Here is a 19,315-nt window from a genome sequence, read left to right on the forward strand (position 1 = left end):
CCCGTTTTCCTATTTTAAAAGTTCTTCCATATCACTCTGCAGTTTTGACACCTGCTGTGACAGAGACTGCTTCTCCGCCCTGACTGCCTCCAGCTCTTTTAATGCATTTTCAAGCTGAATCTGTACTGCTATCAGCTCATGCTTTAAATCATATACTTCTTTATCTTTTCCCTGAGAATCCTCTTCAAACACTTCCGCCTGCTTTTTTGCCTTAAAATAATCGTCTGCAATATTCAGGCTTAAAAGTGTGCTCTTTGTCTCAACAGGCTGACGGTTGTATCCTGGAAGTTCGCCCAGCTCTGCAATTTTATTATTCAGATATGCAGCCACCTTCTGCAGATATTCCTCACTCTCATATCCGCTCAGCTTAATGATTTTTCCGCCGATCAAGACCTGTGTTGTATTTTTTGTAGGCATTAACAGCTTACCTCCATCCTTTTATACTACGATACCAGGGTCAAAAGGTCGTGCGCTTCATGCTTGCATGAAAAAGCATGACTTTGGGACCCGCAAAACATGAGAAAATAGCCCGAGCAGGGCGGATTTCGAATGTTTTCAGGATTGTGGGAGCACATAGTGCGGAACAATCCGTGGTATCATGGGGTCAAAAAAGCTTTTGACCCCAACATTATACTACTATTATAATAGAAAATGCCAGAAAAACAACCTTTACTTTTTCGCACCGTCAGTTTTCCGTCTCCGGAACAGCGATTCCCAGATGTTCATATGCCTTTACTGTTGCACATCTGCCCCGGGGGGTACGGTTCAAAAAACCGTGTTTCAGCAAATATGGTTCATAGACATCTTCGATCGTCCCGGAATCTTCTCCTATGGCAGCTGCCAGTGTATCAAGCCCTGCAGGACCACCCGCAAACTTTTCAATCAGCGTAGTCAGGATCATCCGGTCACAGCTGTCCAGTCCGTACTGGTCAACTTCCAGAAGATCCAGTGCATATACCGCTACCTCTTCTGTTATGATACCGTCATATTTTACCTGAGCAAAATCTCTCACTCTTTTCAGGAGACGGTTTGCCAGGCGCGGCGTTCCCCTCGCGCGTCTTGCGAGAGCGGCGGCACCCTTCGTATCAATTTTAACACCAAGTACCTGGGCGGAATGCTGGATGATCGTCTCAAGCTCCTCTTCCTGATAAAATTCCAGATGATGGATCACTCCAAAACGATCTCTCAGCGGTGCTGTCAAAAGCCCCGCCCTCGTTGTCGCTCCCACCAGTGTAAATCTCGGAAGATCGAGCCGGATCGAACGGGCTGTTGCCCCCTTGCCGATCATGATGTCAATGGCAAAATCCTCCATGGCGGGGTACAGGACTTCCTCCACCTGGCGGTTCAGACGATGGATCTCATCGACAAACAGTACATCCCCTTCCTGAAGATTATTCAGGATGGCAGCCATCTCCCCCGGTTTTTCGATCGCAGGTCCTGAGGTGACTTTCATGTTCACTCCCATCTCATTTGCAATGATGCCTGCAAGTGTCGTCTTCCCCAGGCCGGGAGGACCGTAGAACAGCACATGATCCAGTGCATCTCCCCGCCGTCTGGCAGCCTCAATATAAATCCGCAGATTTTCTTTCGTTTTCTCCTGTCCGATATAGTCATCCAGTGTCTGCGGCCGCAGACTGCCCTCGATCTTCACATCTTCCTCAGTAAATTCTGTTGTAATGATCCTCTTATCCATCCGCCTTCATTCCATTCATTGATGATTTCATTAAATCAGTTTCTTCAGTGCCGCTTTCAGGATCGCTTCGGCATCCATATCATCCATGCCGCCAAGCTGTTTTACTGCGCGCAGGGCATCTGAATTCGAGTAGCCAAGTGCCGTCAGAGCCTGTACCGCCTCGTGTACTGCAAGATCGGCACCCGCGTCTGCCTGTGCATCCTGCTGGTGCATCAGCTTCTGTTCAAACGCATCCTGAAGATCCATCTTATCTTTCAATTCCAGTATAATCTTCTGTGCCGTTTTTTTCCCAATTCCGGGCGCCCGGGAGATCGCAGCTGCGTCATCGGAGAGAACTGCAAACCGCAGTTCGTCCGTAGACAGCGCAGACAATATCCCAAGTCCCGCCTTCGGTCCCACACCGTTCACGCCGATCAGCAGCTGAAAGACCTGCATATCCCCTTTTGTCAGAAATCCGAACAGCTGCATGGCATCTTCCTTCACATGCTGGTATGTATGGATCCGGACTTCTTCTCCCTGCCGCAGGCATGCCAGCATGGAGGACGGCATGAAAATTTCATAGCCGATTCCGTTATTATCAATCACCACATGGTTTTCGGCGAGCTCTGCAACTTCGCCTCTTACAAACACGATCATACTTTATGTCCTCTTATTCTTCTGAAACACCGGCTCCAGGCGCCGGATCATCTCCCTGCTCACAATCCCGATCACTGCTCCGGTCACCACACCTGATACCAGAAGAACGGGAAAATAATACATCAGTTTAAACGTACTGACAAGACATACCGCCACTGCCATCTGCGCGGTATTATGCGCCACACCTCCGGCGACGCTCACACCGATCACTGTAAATCCCGGAGCTTTTTTCAGCAGTCCCATGACAAGCAGGCTTAAGGATGCACCCGCGAGACTGAACAGAATACTGAACAGATTGCCAAATAAAAAACCGATCACAAGAATCCGAATGACGGAAATCAGGATCGCCTCCCTCCATCCGTACAGATACAGCAGAAAAACAATCATCAGGTTGGACAGACCAATCTTTACGCCATACACTCCGGCAAAAAACGGAATCAGAGACTCCACATATCCAAGTAGAATCGCAAGAGCTGCGAACAGTCCGAGTACTGCCGTTTTATTTTTCATAACCCTTCTCCATCAGGATGCGACTGCATCCGGAACTTCATCCGAATCCGCAGGATGTACAACCTCCAGGAACACCCGGTTCGGCAGGCATACGATCGTTCCGCCATTTTTCGTTACAGCCGCTGTTTTTATGCAGAGATGATCCGGGCAGTCGGCCCTGGTCATCTTTACTCTTCCATCTTTTATCTCACATATATTCGTATCATTGATCGTAATCGTCTGATCCTGGTCAAGCGGGTATTCGCCGTACACTTTATTGTCCACCGTGATACGGAGCATACTGCCCTCGGCCGGTATCAGCGCCCGTGAAACCACCCAGAATATAAGTGCCGCCGCCAGAACAGCTCCGATTAAGATCATGTCTCTTTTTTTCATCGTAACCTCCCTGCAGTGCAGATTATGTACTCCAGTTTCAGGAACTTGTTCTATCATATCATAGGGACCCTTAAAATGCAAACACCTATTCGGTTATCGCAGCAGGACCGCAAAAAAGGAGACGTCCATTGTTCTGGCCTCTCCTTCTCCCATCTGATAAGCTACGGTTCTAAAAGCACGCCGCCGTCTCCTACAAACAATACCTGCCGTATTCCATCCAGCTGCCCCGTCAGCTGCCTTGCCTTCTCATAGCCCAGCAGCATGCATACCGTGCTGAGTACATCTCCCTGCATGGAGGAATCTGTCACTACCGTAGCCTGCCACAGGTCCGTGTCTGCGGGATAACCCGTCGATGCGTCCAGAATATGCGAATACCGTATGCCATCCGTCTCAAAATAACGTTCATATACTCCGGAGCTGACGACAGAACAGTCTGAAGCCCGGACCGTGGCAATGGTCTCATTCCGTTCTGCAAATGGTTTCTGGATTCCGACTCCCCAGTCTGTTCCGTCCGGTTTACTGCCGATGGTCATGACATTTCCTCCGAGGTTAATCATGCCGGATGTGATGCCGTCTTCCTCCATACGTTCCTTCAGCCTGTCAGCCGCATATCCTTTAACAATAGCTCCGAGATCAATCATCGTGTCGGGACTGTCAAATGTTATGGTATTCCCCTGTACATGGACTTTCCGCGCATCTACCTTTGCCACCGCTTCCGCAATCGAATCATCATCCGGCACCCTGGGGTTTTCACTTTTAAAATCCCAGAGTTCGCTGACCGGAGCGATCGTAATGTCAAATCTGCCTTCCGAGAGTTCATAATAAGAAAGTCCGGCACTGATGACCTCTGCAAGCTCATCTGACACTTCAACAGACTGTTCTGTGCGGTGATTCAGTGCATAGAGTTCACTGTCACTGCGCGTGCGGCTGAACGTCTTTTCCATATCCTGGCATAGCGCAAACGCATGCTCGATCGCATCCTTTGCGTCGTCCGGGTTCCCATATGCTTCAATACCGATAACGGTGTCAAAGTAAAATCCCTGTTTAGAAACCATTTCCGGCTGCTTACTGCCGCAGCCGGAAATGAAAAAGCCAGGTACCAGCAGCAATGCCGCCAGTACTCCGGTTTTTATGATTGTTTTAAAATTCACTGACAATACAGTGGCGCGGGCAGACTTCCTGACATGTGCCACAGTTCGTGCATTTTTCAAAATCAATTTTTGCAACGTTGTTCTCCATCGTGATCGCATCAGCAGGACAGTTTTTCACGCATTTCATACAGCTGATACATCCTGCATCACATCCCGTGATGACTGCTTTGCCTTTTTGCTCACATTTACATTTCACAAGTGTCTTCTGCTCATAAGGTACAAGGTCGATCAGATGCTGCGGACATGCACTGATGCATTTACCGCATGCCTTACATTTCTCACGGTCTACGACTGCGATTCCATCCTCAATATGAAGCGCGTCAAAAGCACACGCCTTCACACAGCTTCCAAAACCGAGGCATCCCTCATTACAGATTTTCGCTCCTCCGTTCGGCACATAGATCATCATATTACAGTCTTCCACACCGTAATATTCATATTCATTCTTTGCTTTGGAGCAGCTTCCACCGCAGCGTACAAAGGCAACCTGTCTCGCAGTTTCGGAGACTTCCTGCCCCATAACTTTTCCAATGACGGCAGCTGATTCTGCTCCGCCCACCGGACATGCATTCACAGCGGCTTCACCCTTTACAATTGCCGCAGCCAGACCGTCACATCCCGGATAACCACAGCCTCCGCAGTTATTTCCCGGAAGTGCATCCCGCACAGCTACTTCTCTTTCGTCTACCTCAACCGCAAATTTTTTTCCCGCAAGTCCCAGCAGCAGACCGATCACGAGGCCGATGCCGCCGATGATGACTGCCGATATTAAAATAATTTCCATATCACCCGAACCTCCTTATACCAGTCCGGCGAATCCAAAGAATGCGATGGACATCAGCCCCGCCGTCAGAAGAACGATCGGCATTCCCTGGAAAGCTTCCGGAATATCATTGTATTCAATTTTTTCCCGAAGACCGGCCATCAGTACGATCGCGATCGTAAAGCCGACTGCCGTCGCCAGTCCGCAGATGGTCCCCTCGAGTACGTTATAATCATTCTGAACGTTGGTCAATGCGACACCCAGAACCGCACAGTTTGTCGTAATCAGCGGAAGATACACACCGAGCGCCTGATACAGGGACGGCATGGTTTTCTTCAGGATCATCTCCACAAGCTGAACGAGTGCTGCGATCACAAGAATGAATGCGATTGTCTTCAGATATGTCATATCCAGCGGCACCAGTATGAATTTATAGATCAGGCTGGTGCACAGTGATGCGATCGTGATAACGAAAATAACTGCACCGCCCATTCCGGCAGCCGTATCCGTCTTCTTGGATACCCCCAGAAACGGACACAGTCCCAGGAACTGACTTAACACAACGTTATTCACCATGGCAGCGCCGATAGCAATAATCAATAATTCTTTCATTTTGCACTACCTCCTATTCTTTGTCCCGCGCTGAATCAGCCAGTGCTTTTCCACCGCACATCGTATTTGTACAGTTCATACAGCTGTCTTTGGAACATGCTTTCGTTCCGTCTTCTTTTACGCGTGCGCTTCCGATCTTGAATTTGTTCTGGAAGGCTACCAGCATTGCAAGCACGAAGAATGCTCCCGGTGCCAGAATGAAGATTGTGATCGGCTGATAGGAAGCAGGCATAATCTGGAATCCGAAAATCTGTCCCGCGCCCAGCACCTCCCGGAATAATCCGATCAGTGTCAGAGCGATCGTAAATCCAAATCCCATTCCAAGACCATCGAAAATCGATGACACAACTTTATTCTTGGATGCGTAGGATTCAGCACGGCCAAGGATAATACAGTTTACTACGATCAAAGGAATATAGATACCGAGAGCAGAATAAAGGCTCGGAATAAATCCTTCCAGCAGCAATTCTACAATTGTCACAAAAGACGCAACCACGACAATGTAAGCCGGCATGCGGACACCGTCCGGTATCACCTTTCTCAGCAGTGAGATCATCAGATTCGACAGTGTAAGAATGACAGCAGTTGTCAGTCCCATTCCCAGACCATTTATGGCGGAAGTGGTAACTGCAAGTGTCGGACACATACCCAGCATCAGTACGAAGGTCGGGTTTTCCCTGATTATACCATTATACAGACGTTCCATCGGTGAATTCACTTTCATCCTAGTTACCTCCCTTCAGATACTGGAATGCCGAAAGACCGGCATTCACGCCGTTTGTAACGGCATTCGTCGTGATCGTGGCACCGCTGAGTGCATCGATCTGTGCATCACTTGCTGCGCCGGTTTTTGTATACTCGAATTTCTCTACATTTTTATCTTTGAACTGGTTTTTGAATTCATCTGTATCCGCCTTCATGCCGAGACCCGCGGTCTCATTGATACTGAGGATTGAAATACCATTCATCGTCCCGTCCATTTTTACACCCATGGAAAACTGGATATCTCCGCCGTAACCTTCAGAATCCGTCACGGTAATGACGTATCCGATTGTCTCACCGTCTGCACCCTGAGCTTCCATGACCTCATCGACTGTCTGTTTATCCCAGCCGTTTTCGATGTTATGGGAAGCGATCGCCTTGAGATCCACATCGCTCTCTTTAAAATCAGCCGCATCTGCAAATACTTCCTGACATGCCTCTTTTTTGGCAAGTTCTTCCTGTACCTGGATTGGTTCCAGTGTCACATCATACACAAGTCCCAGCAGAAATCCCGCAACAAGTGTGATCGCCAGCAGTGCCGCGGCATCTTTGATAATTTTACCCATTACGCTTCCCTCCTTTTTCCAGACCGAATGCAACAGGCATCGTCACACGCTCAATCAGCGGAACAAGAAGGTTGCCAAAGATGATCGCATAAGATACGCCCTCCGCTGTACCTCCGAAAAGCCGGAAAATACCTGTCAGAATACCAAGTATGATACCGTAGACAATCTTTCCTTTTTTCGTGATCGGTGAAGTCACGTAATCGGTTGCCATGAACCATGCACCAAGCATCAGTCCGCCTCCGAACAGCTGCCCGAGAAGGTAGGTCGGGTCCAGTCCGTGACCTCCGAAGATTGCTGCAAAAATCAGAAGCGTAACAATATATGTAAGCGGAATCCGAAGATCAATGATGCGCAGGCAAACCAGGAAAATCGCGCCGATCAAGAGTGCAATCACGGATGTCTCACCAATCGTTCCCTGTACATTGCCGACAAACATGCTCATCAGATCAACACTTCCGCCTGTTTTCAGAGCCAGCAGCGGGGTTGCTCCCGATACAGTGTCCACCGCAATATTTCCAAACGCGCCGCCCGGTACGGCATAGTTTGTCATCTGTCCCGCAAAGGAAATCAGCAGAAAACATCTCGCTGCGAGCGCCGGATTCATAAAATTCTGTCCCAGGCCTCCGAACAGCTGTTTTACGATAAGGATTGCAAATACCCCTCCGAGAACGGGAATCCACCAGGATACACTGGCCGGAAGATTCAGCGCCAGCAACAACCCGGTCAGAACGGCACTGAAGTCTCCGATCGTAACCGGCTGCTTCATCAGTTTCTCGTAGATAAACTCCGTCAGCACGCAGGCTGCTATACTGACACAGATAAGCATCAGCGCACGGAAACCAAAATTGTAAATACCGAAAATACTTGCCGGCAGCAATGCAATCACTACCATCAGCATGATATAATCTGTCTTTACCCTGGAACGCGCATGCGGTGATGACGACACATGTAATAATTCACTCATATTCTTATCCCTCTCCTATTATTTCTTCCTGCGGCTTGCCAATACTTCCTTGCGCATTGACTTGATCGACTGGGCGAGCGGACGTTTTGCCGGACAGACATAACTGCAGCAGCCGCATTCACAACACTCCGCGCCGTTCATTTTTTCGAATTTTACCATATCATGATGATCCGCGGCCGTCGCTAGCCTTGACGGCACCAGGTTCTCAGGGCAGTCAGAGACACACCGTCCGCAGTTAATACATGCCGTTGTCGGGCTGTCAGCAATATCATCTTTTACCAGACATAAAAGCGATGATGTCGTCTTTGTCACCGGAACATTCATATCAAACATGGAAAATCCCATCATCGGACCTCCCGAGATCAGTTTTTTCGGCTCCGTTTTAAAACCGCCTGAAGCGTCCACAAGCTCCTGGTAGTTTGTTCCGATTGCCACATAGTAGTTCTGCGGATTTGCAATCGCATCTCCGGTAACCGTGACGATTCTGTGCATCAGCGGCGTTCCGAGCATCACCGATTTATAGATGGCTACGACGGTATCAATATTGTCCACAACACAGCCCGCATCAGCCGGCAGCATGGAAGAATTGATCTTCCGTTTTGTCGTCGCATAGATCAGCATACGCTCCGCACCCTGCGGATATTTCGTTTTTAATGCTTTTACTTCAATTCGCGGTTCATCTTTCACCATCTCGCTCATTTTAGCGATACAGTCCGGTTTGTTGTCCTCGATGCATATGTACCCCTTTGCATGATCAAATAATTTCAGAATCACCTTCAGACCACCGATCACTTTGTCAGGTTCCTCCAGCATTCTGCGGTAATCACTCGTCAGATAAGGCTCACATTCTGCTCCGTTGACAAGTACATACTCAATCTTATCCGGTTCCTTAGGTGCAAGCTTCACGTGTGTCGGAAAGCCGGCTCCGCCCATTCCCACAACACCGCCTTCAGAAATGCGCTTCAGTATGTCTTCCTTTGAAAGTTCATCCAGTGATGCAATTCCCTGGAACTCTACGGTCTCATATTTCTCATCATTTTCCACTACAATCGCGTCTACAACAGAACCAACGGTTGTCAGATGCGGTTCAATTCCTTTAACAGTTCCTGAAACACTGGCATAGATCGGCGCTGAAACGAAACCGCCCGCTTCTGCGATCTTCTGTCCCATCAGAACATGATCACCCTTTTGTACGATGGGTCTTGCCGGCGCGCCGATATGCTGCGATAATGGATAAACCAGGTCCCCCGTTGGATTCAACGTCTGGATCGGTTTGTCTTTCGACAATTCTTTCCCATCATAAGGATGAACGCCACCCTTAAATGTTAAAATTCCCATTCCTAAACCTCCTTCATCATAAATGCCTGTCACAGTAAAACTGCCTCAGGCATAAAATCATAACTTATACTATAAACTAAATTTTTATAAAAATCACTATTTTTTTTCAAAAAAGAAGTATATAATTAAATGCAATTCGAGGAAAGGAGCAATCAATGATGCAAATACACAAATTCCCCGTAGAAACCCCACCTTCTTTTGACAAAATAGCCAATACGCTGCCCGAAGGATTCTGCCTGTTCGACATTGAGACCACCGGTCTCTCTCCCGGCAGAAGCTACCTTTATCTGATCGGCATGCTGAAAAAAGAGTGCGGCTCCTGGCAGCTGACACAGTGGTTCTGTGAATCTCCTCTCGATGAGAAACATGCCATCGGCTCATTCGCCGACGCTCTCCCGGAAGCCTCCTGCCTTATACATTTTAATGGAAGATCATTTGACCTTCCGTACCTTAAACATAAATGTGTGTACTACGGCATTGCCGATTTTCTGTCACTGATACCGGAACTGGATCTCTACTCCGTGCTGCGCCCATACCGCTCCCTGCTTTCCGTATCTTCCATGAAGCAGCAGGATCTGGAGCAGCTTGCAGGAAGCCCCCGCACAGATGACAAATCCGGAAAAGAGCTGATCGGGGTTTACCGTGAGTACCTCCGTACCGCCGATAACCGTTTTCTGGAAATGCTGCTTCGGCATAACCGGGAAGATGTGGCCGGCATGGCATGGATCCTGCCTCTTCTTACCCTTGACCGCTTATTCCAGGGTGAATTCAAAGTACTCGACATGACAAAGCAGGAAAAGACGGTCACCTTGTCACTGCAGACGGATCATCCGCTTCCGGTGTCTTTTTCCTGTTCACAAAGCGGCTTCTGCCTTTCCGTCAGAGCGGACAGTCTGACTCTGTCGGCTGAAAGATTTGACGGCACATTGAAATACTTTTTTCCAGATTACAGGAATTACTATTATCTGCCGGATGAGGACACTGCGGTCCACAAAAGTATCGGACGTTATGTAGAACGCGGACACAGAATCCAGGCCACACAGAAAAACTGTTATCAGAAAAAAAGCGGAAGCTATGTACTGCTTCCCCCGGGATATGCCTGCTCCCTCCCTGTTTTTGGACAGAATCACAGGATGGAGCCGTCATGGTGCCTCTATGATGATTTTTCCGAAATCTCAGACTTTAAATCATATGCGCATGCTGCGCTGCAATATGTGCGCACCGGGAAACAGGAGGCATCTAAAAAATGGACAGACATATGAAATGTCCGTCCATTTTTTTAATACTTATTGTTATTTTGTAACAGTTCAGGACGGCGCATCTTCCTGACCGAAAAAACCGGTCAAGAATCATCGGATGTTCATCCGATGTGGAAATTGGTGCAGAAAGCGACTTTCAAGCAAGCTTGATGCAGCTTTCTGCACCAATTCCCCCGCCGTCCTGAACTGTTACGTTATTTTATTCTTCTGTCTCTTCAGCCATGTCTTCTGTCTGTTCCATTGCCTTCATGCTCAGGCTGATTTTTCTCTCTTCGCCGTTAAAATCAACAACTTTAGCAGTAATCTCCATTCCAACATTCAGAACATCCGACGGTTTTTCTACATGCTCTTTGGAAATCTGGGAAACATGAAGCAGTGCATCAACACCCGGCTCCAATTCAACAAATGCACCAAAGTCTGTCATGCGGGCAATCCTGCCTGTCACAACATTTCCAACCGCATAATTTTCAGCTGCTGCAAGCCATGGATTCTGATCTTCAAATTTCAGGCTGAGTGCAATCTTATCCCCATTGATCTCTTTGATGAGAACAGTGATCGCTTCACCAACCTTGAAAACTTTTTTCGGGTTTTCCACTCTTCCCCATGACATTTCAGAAATGTGGAGCAGACCGTCAGCGCCTCCGAGATCGATAAATGCACCAAAATCTGTAACGTTTTTGATCGTACCTTCTACCACATCACCTGCATGGATTCTCTCAAACAGTTCTTTTTGTTTCTCTGCCTTCTCAGCTACCAGAAGCTGTTTTCTGTCACCAATGACACGTCTTCTTCTCGGATTGAACTCGCTGATTACAAACTCAATTTCCTGATCCGCATACTTGGAAAGATCTTTCTCATAAGAATCGGAAACAAGACTTGCAGGAATAAAGATTCTGGCTTCATCGATAACAACGCTCAGGCCGCCATTCAGCACCTGTGCAACTTTTGCTTTGAGAATCTCATGATTTTCATAAGCCTCTTCCAGTCTCTTGTTTCCTTTTTCTGCTGCCAGTCTCTTGTAGGTAAGCAGAACCTGTCCCTCTCCGTCGTTTACTTTCAGAACCTTTACTTCCATGGTATCACCCGGCTGGGCGATGGTCGTAAGATCAACGTTTGGTTCGTTCGTGTATTCGCTTCTTGTAAGGATACCATCTGCTTTATAGCCAATGTTCAAGATAATTTCATCCGGCTTAACGTCGATGACTGTACCTTCAACCACTTCTCCGTTTCTGATAGTTTTAAATGATTCTTCCAGCATTTGTTCAAAACTTAATTCTGACATGTTTTTGAACCTCCTCAATTATATTATTTGGGGTCGATGCCCCTGCTGTAATACCTACATGACTGATAGATTGAAAAGGCTTGGTTTCCAAATCAACGAGTGTCTGTATATAGTAAGTATTTTTACATTCATTTCTGCATATATCATACAGTTTTTGCGTATTCGAGCTATGCCTGCCACCAATGACAATCATAGCGTCCACCTCGCGTGCCAGGAGCCTTGCTTCCTCCTGTCTCTCCTGGGTGGCATTGCAAATCGTATTTAAAACAATTCTATCATAACCCTTTTTGGCAAGAATTTCAACTAAATCTTTAAATTTGTTGTAATTAAATGTCGTTTGGGATACAATGCATAATTTTGTGTCAGGTTTAACGGACAGTTTTTCCGCTTCCTGTTCAGTATTGATAACAATCGCCGGTGTCTCACACCAGCCTTTGATGCCTTCCACTTCAGGATGCCGGTCATTTCCGACGATCACAATCTGTTTACCATCCCGGCTTTCCCGCTCCACAATATCATGGATTTTTTTTACAAACGGACAGGTTGCATCAACACAGTTCAGTCCCTTCTGTTCCATGATCCGATAGATCTCTTTCGGCACCCCGTGGGACCGTATGACTACAGTGCCTTCCGTCAGCTGTGAAAGTTCTTCTGCAGTTTCTATCACGCAGACACCTCTGGATTCAAGATCGGACACAACCTGTTCGTTATGTATAATGGGTCCGTACGTATATACTTTATCTCTTGAGCACGCTACCTGTTCGTAAACCTGTTCCACAGCCCGTTTCACGCCAAAACAGAATCCTGCAGATTTTGCCACTGTCACTTTCATCTTCTATCCGTTCTGCCTCTCTTTGCACAATTTAAGAACCGCCTCCACGACTTCCTGAATACCCATATGGGAAGTATCCAGATAAACAGCATCCTCTGCCTGTACAAGCGGTGAAATCTCCCGGTGCATATCCCGGTAATCCCTCTGTTCAATGTCTCTTTGTATCTGTTCCAGGTCCCCCAAAATCCCTTTTTCCTTCAGTTCTTCATATCTCCTGATTGCTCTTATCCCGGCTCCCGCTGTCAGGTAAATTTTGACCTGGGCTCCTGGAAGCACCTGAGTACCGATGTCTCGCCCGTCCATCACAACATCAGTGACAGAGGCCATCCTCTGCTGCAGTTCTACAAGTTTTCTGCGCACTGCAGGATTGGCGGAACTCACTGATGCCATATTTCCCACTTCTTCCGTTCTAAGGAACTCCGTCACATTTTCCCCGTTCAGTATCACCTGCTGTTCTCCATTCTCATAGGCAATTGAAATATCTGCAAATTCACATACCCGCTCTGTCGCACCGGCATCATCCGGCGCCACCCCCTGCCTCAGCAGATAATACGCCATGGCACGGTACATTGCCCCGGTATCCACGTAAATATATCCCAGCTTTTTTGCCACCTGCCGCGCGATCGTGCTTTTTCCCGCTCCTGCCGGTCCGTCAATTGCTATATTAAAACTCATGGTTTTCCTCCCGTTGTAATAATCCTGATCTTATATCACTGCACTGGCAGCGGCATACGCAGTTGACCACGCAATCTGCAGATTGAATCCGCCGGTAAGCGCATCCGTATCCAGCACCTCTCCAATAAAATAGAGTCCTTTTACTTTCTTTGATTCCATTGTCTTAGGGTTGATTTCTTTGACAGCAACTCCCCCGGTTGTCACGACTGCTTCATTGTATCCACGAAGCCCGGTAACAGTGAAAGGAAAATGCTTTAAAAGCTTTACAAAGGTAAGGCGCTCTTCCCTCGATATCTCATGGATCTTCTTCTCAGGAGAACTCCCCCACAATTCCAGGAGCACTGACATGGCTTTCGACGGCAGCAGTCCCTGAGCCACCGTTTTGAACTGTTTATTTTGATTTTTTGTGAAATCCCGAAGAATTCGGTCATCGAGCTGTTCCTCTGATAGTGCCGGCTTCCAGTCGATTTCACACGAAAGAGATCCCTGCTGCAGATATTCTCCTGTCCGTGCACTTGCCGTAAGAACCAACGGTCCTGTAATGCCGAAATGTGTAAACAGCATCTCACCAAAGTCTTCAAAACAGCATTTCCCGTCTGCATACATCCGAAGCGTTACATTCCGCAGCGAAAGTCCCTGCATCCTGGCAATATAATCCTCATCTGTTTCCATGGGTACGAGGGAAGGCCTGAGCCCGGTCACAGCATGCCCGCATTCTCTGGCAAACCGGTATCCGTCACCTGTTGACCCTGTCGTCGGGTAAGACAGGCCTCCTGTAGCAACAAGCACGGCATCCCCTGCGATAACGGCATCATTTTCCAGCAGAATACCCGCGGCACCTTTTTCATCCGTCAGCACTTTTTTCACACTGCTTCGCAGATGAATCTTCACATCCAGCTCTTTCATTCTCCGTTCCATGCCGAGGATGATGTCCGACGCATGATCTGAGACTGGAAACGCACGGTTTCCGCGTTCTATTTTCGTTCTGACCCCAAGGCGCTCAAAAAACTCTATGGCATCAAAATTATTATACCCATAAAATGCACTGTATAAAAATTTTGGATTGCGAATCACACTGTCAAATAATTCCTCCATGGAACAGGCATTCGTAAAATTACAGCGGCCTTTCCCCGTGATATAGACTTTTTTCCCCAGCTTTTCGTTTTTTTCAAAAAGGTGCACGAGGTGCCCTGCCTCAGCGGCAAACACCGCTGCGGCCATACCGGCAGCTCCTCCCCCTATGATCAATACCTTAGACATCATCTTCCCCCAGACCTGCAAAACTAAGTTTCACCGAATCATCAATTGAATTGATCTCATCGTTGCTGTAAACTTTATATTCATCCCAGATTTTCTCCATGGACTCCAGCGTATCAACGACTTCCTGCTGCTTTTTCATACAGAGTGCGACTACCAGCGCATTGATAACGCTTAAAGGTGCGACCAGTGAATCCACGATCGACGCCATATCACTCCTCGCAATCAGATTGCAGGAAGAATAAAGGTTCATCGGCGAATGAATACTGTCTGTAAGCGTGATCACCTTTGCATTCCGGTTGTTTGCAAATTCCATTGCCTTGAGGGTATGCATGGAATACCGGGGAAAACTGATTCCGATGATCACATCCTTCTCGTTGATTCGTATCATCTGCTCAAAAATCTCACTTGCCGAATTCGTCTGAATCAGTCGGACATCATCCACAACAAGGTTCAGATAAAAGCTCAGAAAATGTGCAAGCGGTGCACAGCTTCTGATCCCTATGATATAGATCGTCTTTGCCTGCAGGATCGTCTCTACCGCCTGGTCAAAGATCTCGTGATCCAGATGTTCCATTGTCAGCTTGATTTTGTCAATATCAGCCTGAAGTACTTTATCCAGGATTTCCGCCTGTGGTACCCTGCCGTAGGTCACTTCCATCCTCTGGATAGAGTTCAGCTTGTTGATAACCAGCTCTTCAAGCGCACGGTGAAATTCAGGAAACCCCTGGTATCCCAGCTGTGCTGCGAACCGGACCGTAGTGGATTCACTTACCCCGACTTCGCTTCCAAGTTTTGCCGCCGTCAGAAACACAGCCTTGTCATAATTGTCCGTAATATACGCTGCCAGGCGTTTCTGCCCTTTGCTGAGTTTTCCATACTGCTGGTTGATTCTGGTCAATAAATTTTCTGATTGTTCCATACTTTTATTTTCTCCTAAGCGGTATGCATCATAAAGGAGTCATACCCCTCCTGTATACTTTCATCTGTTCAGTATAACACAAGAACAGCTTGCGTCAAGACGCAATCTCCCAAAGGTTTTTGACTTCATGCTTTTTCAAAATGCTGATAATCCTTCGCACTCGTCCAGCTTCCTCCCCATGAAAATCCGTATTTTGTAAACACCTGATAACACAGATCCCCGGTGTCTATTTTGTATAAAAATTCCGCGGTACGGTCGGCATATTCACGGGCATTTGCAGGCTCACAGTTTTCCTTTCCGTTCACAATTTTCACATAAGGATTGTATTTCGGATTAATATCAACTGCCATGCCCCTGGCATGATTAGACAGTGTTGTACTGTGAGAGATAAAGCGGAAATTAAATGCAGAACTGTTGTTATCTGCCATAGACTGCTCATCGTCTGCGTCATAGTCGTCGATCAGCCGGATTTTTTCAATCGGATACCCGGACTGGTAAAGCTCCCTGAAAATCGATGTCACGTCATCTGCGATCGCCTGATTGACGACCAGTTCGCCTATATGTGCCTCACCGTCAAATCCATTATGCAGAACCCTTACATACCTCAGTTCTTCTCTCGGTACGGTACAGTCCCCTTTAAAAGATTTCCCATACATTCGTTCAAATATAACATCTGATATCTCTTCCTGGTAAAACAATGAATCCTCCCCGACAGAAGCAATCTGTTCCTCTGTCAGTACCGTTTCCGCAGCCATCTGCCGGATATCACCCGCTGACACAGTCTCCGATGTTTCCTCATCTTTTTCCCGTATTTCCTGTATATCTTCCTGTACTTCCTGTCTTTCGTTTTCTTCCTCCGCTGCCTTTTCCACATTCTGATCCGGTGTGTTTTCTGCTTCCGCTTCGCGGTTCCCCGTAAAACGATAAGTCAGAAGAACCGCCCCCGCTGCACAGACTGCCGCTGCCATCATCCATTTCACACTCTTTTTCATGTTTACCTCCATGCCGCAAACCACGGTAAAAAAGAATACGTCCACAATACGCCGCAAACGTATCATGGACATATTCCGTTTTTTATCTGCACAGGAAATTCCTCTGGAATCTTCTGCGCAATAACATGCACTTCGTGCAACAATCCTTCTTATACCGGGTAAGCTTTATTTTCCTTATCAGCTGCCGTCGCGTCTATCTTTTTTTCCTGGGCCTCCCTGTACTTGAAAAAATCAGTCGCAACCTGCGGGAACAGTGCGTAGGTCAGCACATCTTCATCCTGTTCTTTCCATGGTGCCACTTCTTTTTCCAAAGTATCCAGTTCATCATCAATCAAATCTGCAGGCCTGCAGGTGATCGGTTCCGTATCTCCGATGCATTTTTTCTGAACCTCGGGATTGAACGGTTTGATGGTCGCCCCATACTGACCGGATAAAACTGCCTTCGTCTCCTTTGTGACCATCTTATACCGCTCTCCCATGATCACATTAAACACCGCCTGTGTTCCCACAATCTGTGAGGAAGGTGTAACAAGCGGACATTCCCCCAGATCTTTCCTGACACGCGGCACCTCCTCCAGAACCTCATAGTATTTATCTTCCGCATGCTGTTCTTTCAGCTGCGATGTGAGATTCGAAAGCATGCCGCCAGGTACCTGATACAGCAGTGTCTTGATATTGACACCCAGATTCTTTGGATTCAGGAGACCGCTGTCCAGCGCTTCGTCGCGGATCGGGCGAAAATAATCAGCAATTTCTGCCAGAAGATTCTGGTCAAATCCGGTATCATAAGGTGTTCCCTTAAATGTCTCCACCATAACCTCCGTCGCCGGCTGGGAAGTGCCGAGTGCGAACGGTGACATTGCAGTGTCAATCACATCGACGCCCGCCTCAATCGCCTTCATATATGTCATGGATGCAACACCTGATGTGTAATGCGTATGAAGCTGGATAGGAATGGAGGTAGCTTCTTTAAGGGCTGTAACCAGCTTTGTCGCCTGATATGGAAGCAGAAGTCCTGCCATATCCTTAATGCAGATCGAATTTGCCCCCATCGCTTCCACCTTCTTCGCCATCTCGGTCCAATATTCCAGTGTATATGCATCCCCGATGGTATAAGACAGTGCAACCTGTGCATGTCCTTTCTCTTTGTTTGCCGCACTCACAGCTGTCTGAAGGTTCCTCAGATCATTCATACAGTCAAAGATACGGATGATATCAATGCCGTTAGCAATTGATTTCTGAACAAAATATTCCACTACATCATCCGCATACGGACGGTACCCCAGAATATTCTGTCCGCGGAAGAGCATCTGAAGTTTCGTATTTTTAAATCCGTCCCGGAATTTGCGGAGCCGGTCCCACGGGTCTTCCTTCAGAAAACGAAGCGATGCGTCAAACGTCGCACCTCCCCAGCATTCCACTGAATGGTAACCAACTTTGTCTAATTTATCAACGACAGGAAGCATCTGCTCCGTTGTCATTCTTGTCGCAATCAGAGACTGATGTGCATCACGCAGGATCGTTTCTGTTATTTTGATTGGTTTCTTTTCTATATCCGCCATGTTATCCCTCCTATACTCCAAATATCGCCATAAAAGTTCCCGCTGCAACAGCCGTTCCGATCACCCCGGCCACATTCGGTCCCATGGCATGCATCAGCAGGAAATTCGTCGGATCTGCCTCTGCCCCTACTTTTTGAGACACACGCGCCGCCATCGGTACTGCTGACACACCAGCCGATCCAATCAGCGGATTGATTTTTCCTTTTGTCAGTTTGCACATCAGTTTGCCCAGCAGAACACCGCCCGCCGTTCCGAATATAAAGGCTATGAGTCCCAGTGCAACAATCTTAATCGTATCCCAGTTCAGAAAACGCTCTGCACTTGTCGTCGCCCCCACAGATGTTCCAAGCAGTATGACCACGATGTACATCAGTGCATTCGATGCCGTCTCTGTCAGCTGTTTCACAACGCCGCACTCTCTGAACAGGTTCCCCAGCATCAGCATTCCGACAAGGGGCGCAGTGGTCGGAAGAATCATACACACAACGATCGTGATAATGATCGGGAACAGGATTTTTTCCAGTTTTGATACCGGACGAAGCTGTTCCATCTTGATTTTCCGCTCTTTTTCCGTCGTCAGCAGCTTCATGATCGGCGGCTGTATGATCGGTACCAGGGACATATAAGAGTATGCCGCCACCGCTATCGGTCCGAGCAGTGCAGTCTGCCCAAGCTTTCCTGCAAGGAAGATGGAAGTCGGTCCGTCCGCGCCTCCGATGATCGAGATCGCCGCTGCTGCTGCCGGTCCGAAGCCAAGAAAAATGGCAAGGAAATACGCAACATAAATCCCCAGCTGAGCTGCGGCTCCCATGATGAAACTCTTTGGGTTTGCAATCAGAGGACCAAAATCTGTCATCGCGCCGACTCCCATAAAGATCAGTGAAGGCAGAATGCTCCATTCATCCAGCTTATAAAAATAATGCAGAAGACCTGCCGCGTGCTCTACACCCTGTGCATCTACGTATGGTCCCGCCATAATATCCGGATAGATATTGACGAGCAGCATACCAAAGGCGATCGGAACCAGCAGAAGCGGCTCGAAACCCTTCTTTATCGCCAGGAACAGGAACACGCAGGCAATAAAGATCATCACCAGGTTCCCTCCTGTCAGGTTGAAAAACGCCGTCTGGTGCAGCAGGTTTGATAATGTTTCTAACATTTCAT

Annotated in this window: 21 protein-coding genes; 1 reads left to right on the forward strand and 20 read right to left on the reverse strand. The window is 47.7% G+C overall.

Going from position 1 to position 19,315, the window contains the following annotated elements:
* Nucleotides 1-9: 9 nt before the first annotated feature.
* The 12 genes from MCG98_RS13480 to rsxC form a co-directional block, all read right to left on the reverse strand.
* Nucleotides 10-417 (reverse strand): cell division protein ZapA, encoded by a 408-nt coding sequence (locus tag MCG98_RS13480; protein ID WP_240302457.1) that lies wholly within the window; start codon nucleotides 415-417, stop codon nucleotides 10-12.
* Nucleotides 418-685: 268 nt separating this feature from the next.
* Nucleotides 686-1,693, reverse strand: a complete 1,008-nt coding sequence (ruvB, locus tag MCG98_RS13485) for a Holliday junction branch migration DNA helicase RuvB (protein WP_240302458.1) — start codon at nucleotides 1,691-1,693, stop codon at nucleotides 686-688.
* 30 nt (nucleotides 1,694-1,723) lie between these two features.
* Nucleotides 1,724-2,329: a Holliday junction branch migration protein RuvA gene (ruvA, locus tag MCG98_RS13490; protein ID WP_240302459.1), complete on the reverse strand. Its 606-nt coding sequence runs from the start codon at nucleotides 2,327-2,329 to the stop codon at nucleotides 1,724-1,726.
* Between the two features lie 3 nt (nucleotides 2,330-2,332).
* A complete protein-coding gene (locus MCG98_RS13495; protein ID WP_240302460.1) occupies nucleotides 2,333-2,839 on the reverse strand; it encodes a Gx transporter family protein in 507 nt (168 codons plus the stop codon).
* Between the two features lie 12 nt (nucleotides 2,840-2,851).
* Entirely contained in the window at nucleotides 2,852-3,214 is a 363-nt protein-coding gene (locus tag MCG98_RS13500) for a NusG domain II-containing protein (RefSeq protein WP_240302461.1), read from the reverse strand.
* Between the two features lie 161 nt (nucleotides 3,215-3,375).
* Nucleotides 3,376-4,440, reverse strand: coding sequence for an FAD:protein FMN transferase (locus MCG98_RS13505; RefSeq protein ID WP_240302462.1), 1,065 nt, complete (start codon nucleotides 4,438-4,440; stop codon nucleotides 3,376-3,378).
* Nucleotides 4,355-5,149 (reverse strand): RnfABCDGE type electron transport complex subunit B, encoded by a 795-nt coding sequence (locus tag MCG98_RS13510; protein WP_240302463.1) that lies wholly within the window; start codon nucleotides 5,147-5,149, stop codon nucleotides 4,355-4,357. The genes MCG98_RS13505 and MCG98_RS13510 overlap by 86 nt, the downstream gene beginning before the upstream one ends.
* A gap of 15 nt (nucleotides 5,150-5,164) precedes the next feature.
* Nucleotides 5,165-5,740, reverse strand: a complete 576-nt coding sequence (gene rsxA, locus MCG98_RS13515) for an electron transport complex subunit RsxA (protein WP_240302464.1) — start codon at nucleotides 5,738-5,740, stop codon at nucleotides 5,165-5,167.
* 13 nt (nucleotides 5,741-5,753) lie between these two features.
* Nucleotides 5,754-6,458: an electron transport complex subunit E gene (locus MCG98_RS13520; RefSeq protein WP_345891724.1), complete on the reverse strand. Its 705-nt coding sequence runs from the start codon at nucleotides 6,456-6,458 to the stop codon at nucleotides 5,754-5,756.
* A 7-nt stretch (nucleotides 6,459-6,465) separates the two neighbouring features.
* Nucleotides 6,466-7,068 carry an RnfABCDGE type electron transport complex subunit G gene (locus MCG98_RS13525; RefSeq protein WP_240302466.1) on the reverse strand — a complete coding sequence of 201 codons (603 nt, stop codon included), beginning with the start codon at nucleotides 7,066-7,068 and terminating at the stop codon, nucleotides 6,466-6,468.
* The gene (locus MCG98_RS13530; RefSeq protein WP_240302467.1) at nucleotides 7,061-8,032 is read right to left on the reverse strand and encodes an RnfABCDGE type electron transport complex subunit D; all 972 of its coding nucleotides are present in this window, start codon (nucleotides 8,030-8,032) and stop codon (nucleotides 7,061-7,063) included. The genes MCG98_RS13525 and MCG98_RS13530 overlap by 8 nt, the downstream gene beginning before the upstream one ends.
* 18 nt (nucleotides 8,033-8,050) lie before the next feature.
* The gene (rsxC, locus tag MCG98_RS13535; RefSeq protein WP_240302468.1) at nucleotides 8,051-9,370 is read right to left on the reverse strand and encodes an electron transport complex subunit RsxC; all 1,320 of its coding nucleotides are present in this window, start codon (nucleotides 9,368-9,370) and stop codon (nucleotides 8,051-8,053) included.
* Nucleotides 9,371-9,525: 155 nt separating this feature from the next.
* Here rsxC and MCG98_RS13540 point away from each other — a divergent pair, with 155 nt between their 5' ends.
* Complete coding sequence (locus MCG98_RS13540; protein WP_240302469.1) at nucleotides 9,526-10,632, forward strand: ribonuclease H-like domain-containing protein; 1,107 nt, start codon at nucleotides 9,526-9,528, stop codon at nucleotides 10,630-10,632.
* Between the two features lie 196 nt (nucleotides 10,633-10,828).
* On the opposite strand, the gene rpsA is transcribed toward MCG98_RS13540, so the two are convergent.
* The 8 genes from rpsA to MCG98_RS13580 form a co-directional block, all read right to left on the reverse strand.
* Nucleotides 10,829-11,911, reverse strand: a complete 1,083-nt coding sequence (rpsA, locus tag MCG98_RS13545; protein ID WP_240302470.1) for a 30S ribosomal protein S1 — start codon at nucleotides 11,909-11,911, stop codon at nucleotides 10,829-10,831.
* Nucleotides 11,892-12,743 carry a 4-hydroxy-3-methylbut-2-enyl diphosphate reductase gene (ispH, locus tag MCG98_RS13550; RefSeq protein WP_240302471.1) on the reverse strand — a complete coding sequence of 284 codons (852 nt, stop codon included), beginning with the start codon at nucleotides 12,741-12,743 and terminating at the stop codon, nucleotides 11,892-11,894. Before ispH ends, rpsA begins: the two co-directional genes overlap by 20 nt.
* Before the next feature lie 3 nt (nucleotides 12,744-12,746).
* Nucleotides 12,747-13,418 carry a (d)CMP kinase gene (cmk, locus tag MCG98_RS13555; RefSeq protein ID WP_240302472.1) on the reverse strand — a complete coding sequence of 224 codons (672 nt, stop codon included), beginning with the start codon at nucleotides 13,416-13,418 and terminating at the stop codon, nucleotides 12,747-12,749.
* Nucleotides 13,419-13,448: 30 nt separating this feature from the next.
* Nucleotides 13,449-14,678, reverse strand: coding sequence for an NAD(P)/FAD-dependent oxidoreductase (locus MCG98_RS13560; protein ID WP_240302473.1), 1,230 nt, complete (start codon nucleotides 14,676-14,678; stop codon nucleotides 13,449-13,451).
* Nucleotides 14,671-15,597 (reverse strand): MurR/RpiR family transcriptional regulator, encoded by a 927-nt coding sequence (locus MCG98_RS13565; protein WP_240302474.1) that lies wholly within the window; start codon nucleotides 15,595-15,597, stop codon nucleotides 14,671-14,673. The genes MCG98_RS13560 and MCG98_RS13565 overlap by 8 nt, the downstream gene beginning before the upstream one ends.
* A gap of 125 nt (nucleotides 15,598-15,722) precedes the next feature.
* Nucleotides 15,723-16,589 carry a M15 family metallopeptidase gene (locus tag MCG98_RS13570; RefSeq protein ID WP_240302475.1) on the reverse strand — a complete coding sequence of 289 codons (867 nt, stop codon included), beginning with the start codon at nucleotides 16,587-16,589 and terminating at the stop codon, nucleotides 15,723-15,725.
* 149 nt (nucleotides 16,590-16,738) lie between these two features.
* A complete protein-coding gene (locus tag MCG98_RS13575) occupies nucleotides 16,739-18,151 on the reverse strand; it encodes an oxaloacetate decarboxylase subunit alpha (protein WP_240302476.1) in 1,413 nt (470 codons plus the stop codon).
* Nucleotides 18,152-18,161: 10 nt separating this feature from the next.
* Complete coding sequence (locus tag MCG98_RS13580) at nucleotides 18,162-19,310, reverse strand: sodium ion-translocating decarboxylase subunit beta (protein WP_240302477.1); 1,149 nt, start codon at nucleotides 19,308-19,310, stop codon at nucleotides 18,162-18,164.
* Nucleotides 19,311-19,315 lie beyond the last annotated feature (5 nt).

It is taken from the genome of Ruminococcus sp. OA3, assembly GCF_022440845.1.
Lineage (GTDB): Bacteria > Bacillota > Clostridia > Lachnospirales > Lachnospiraceae > Ruminococcus_G.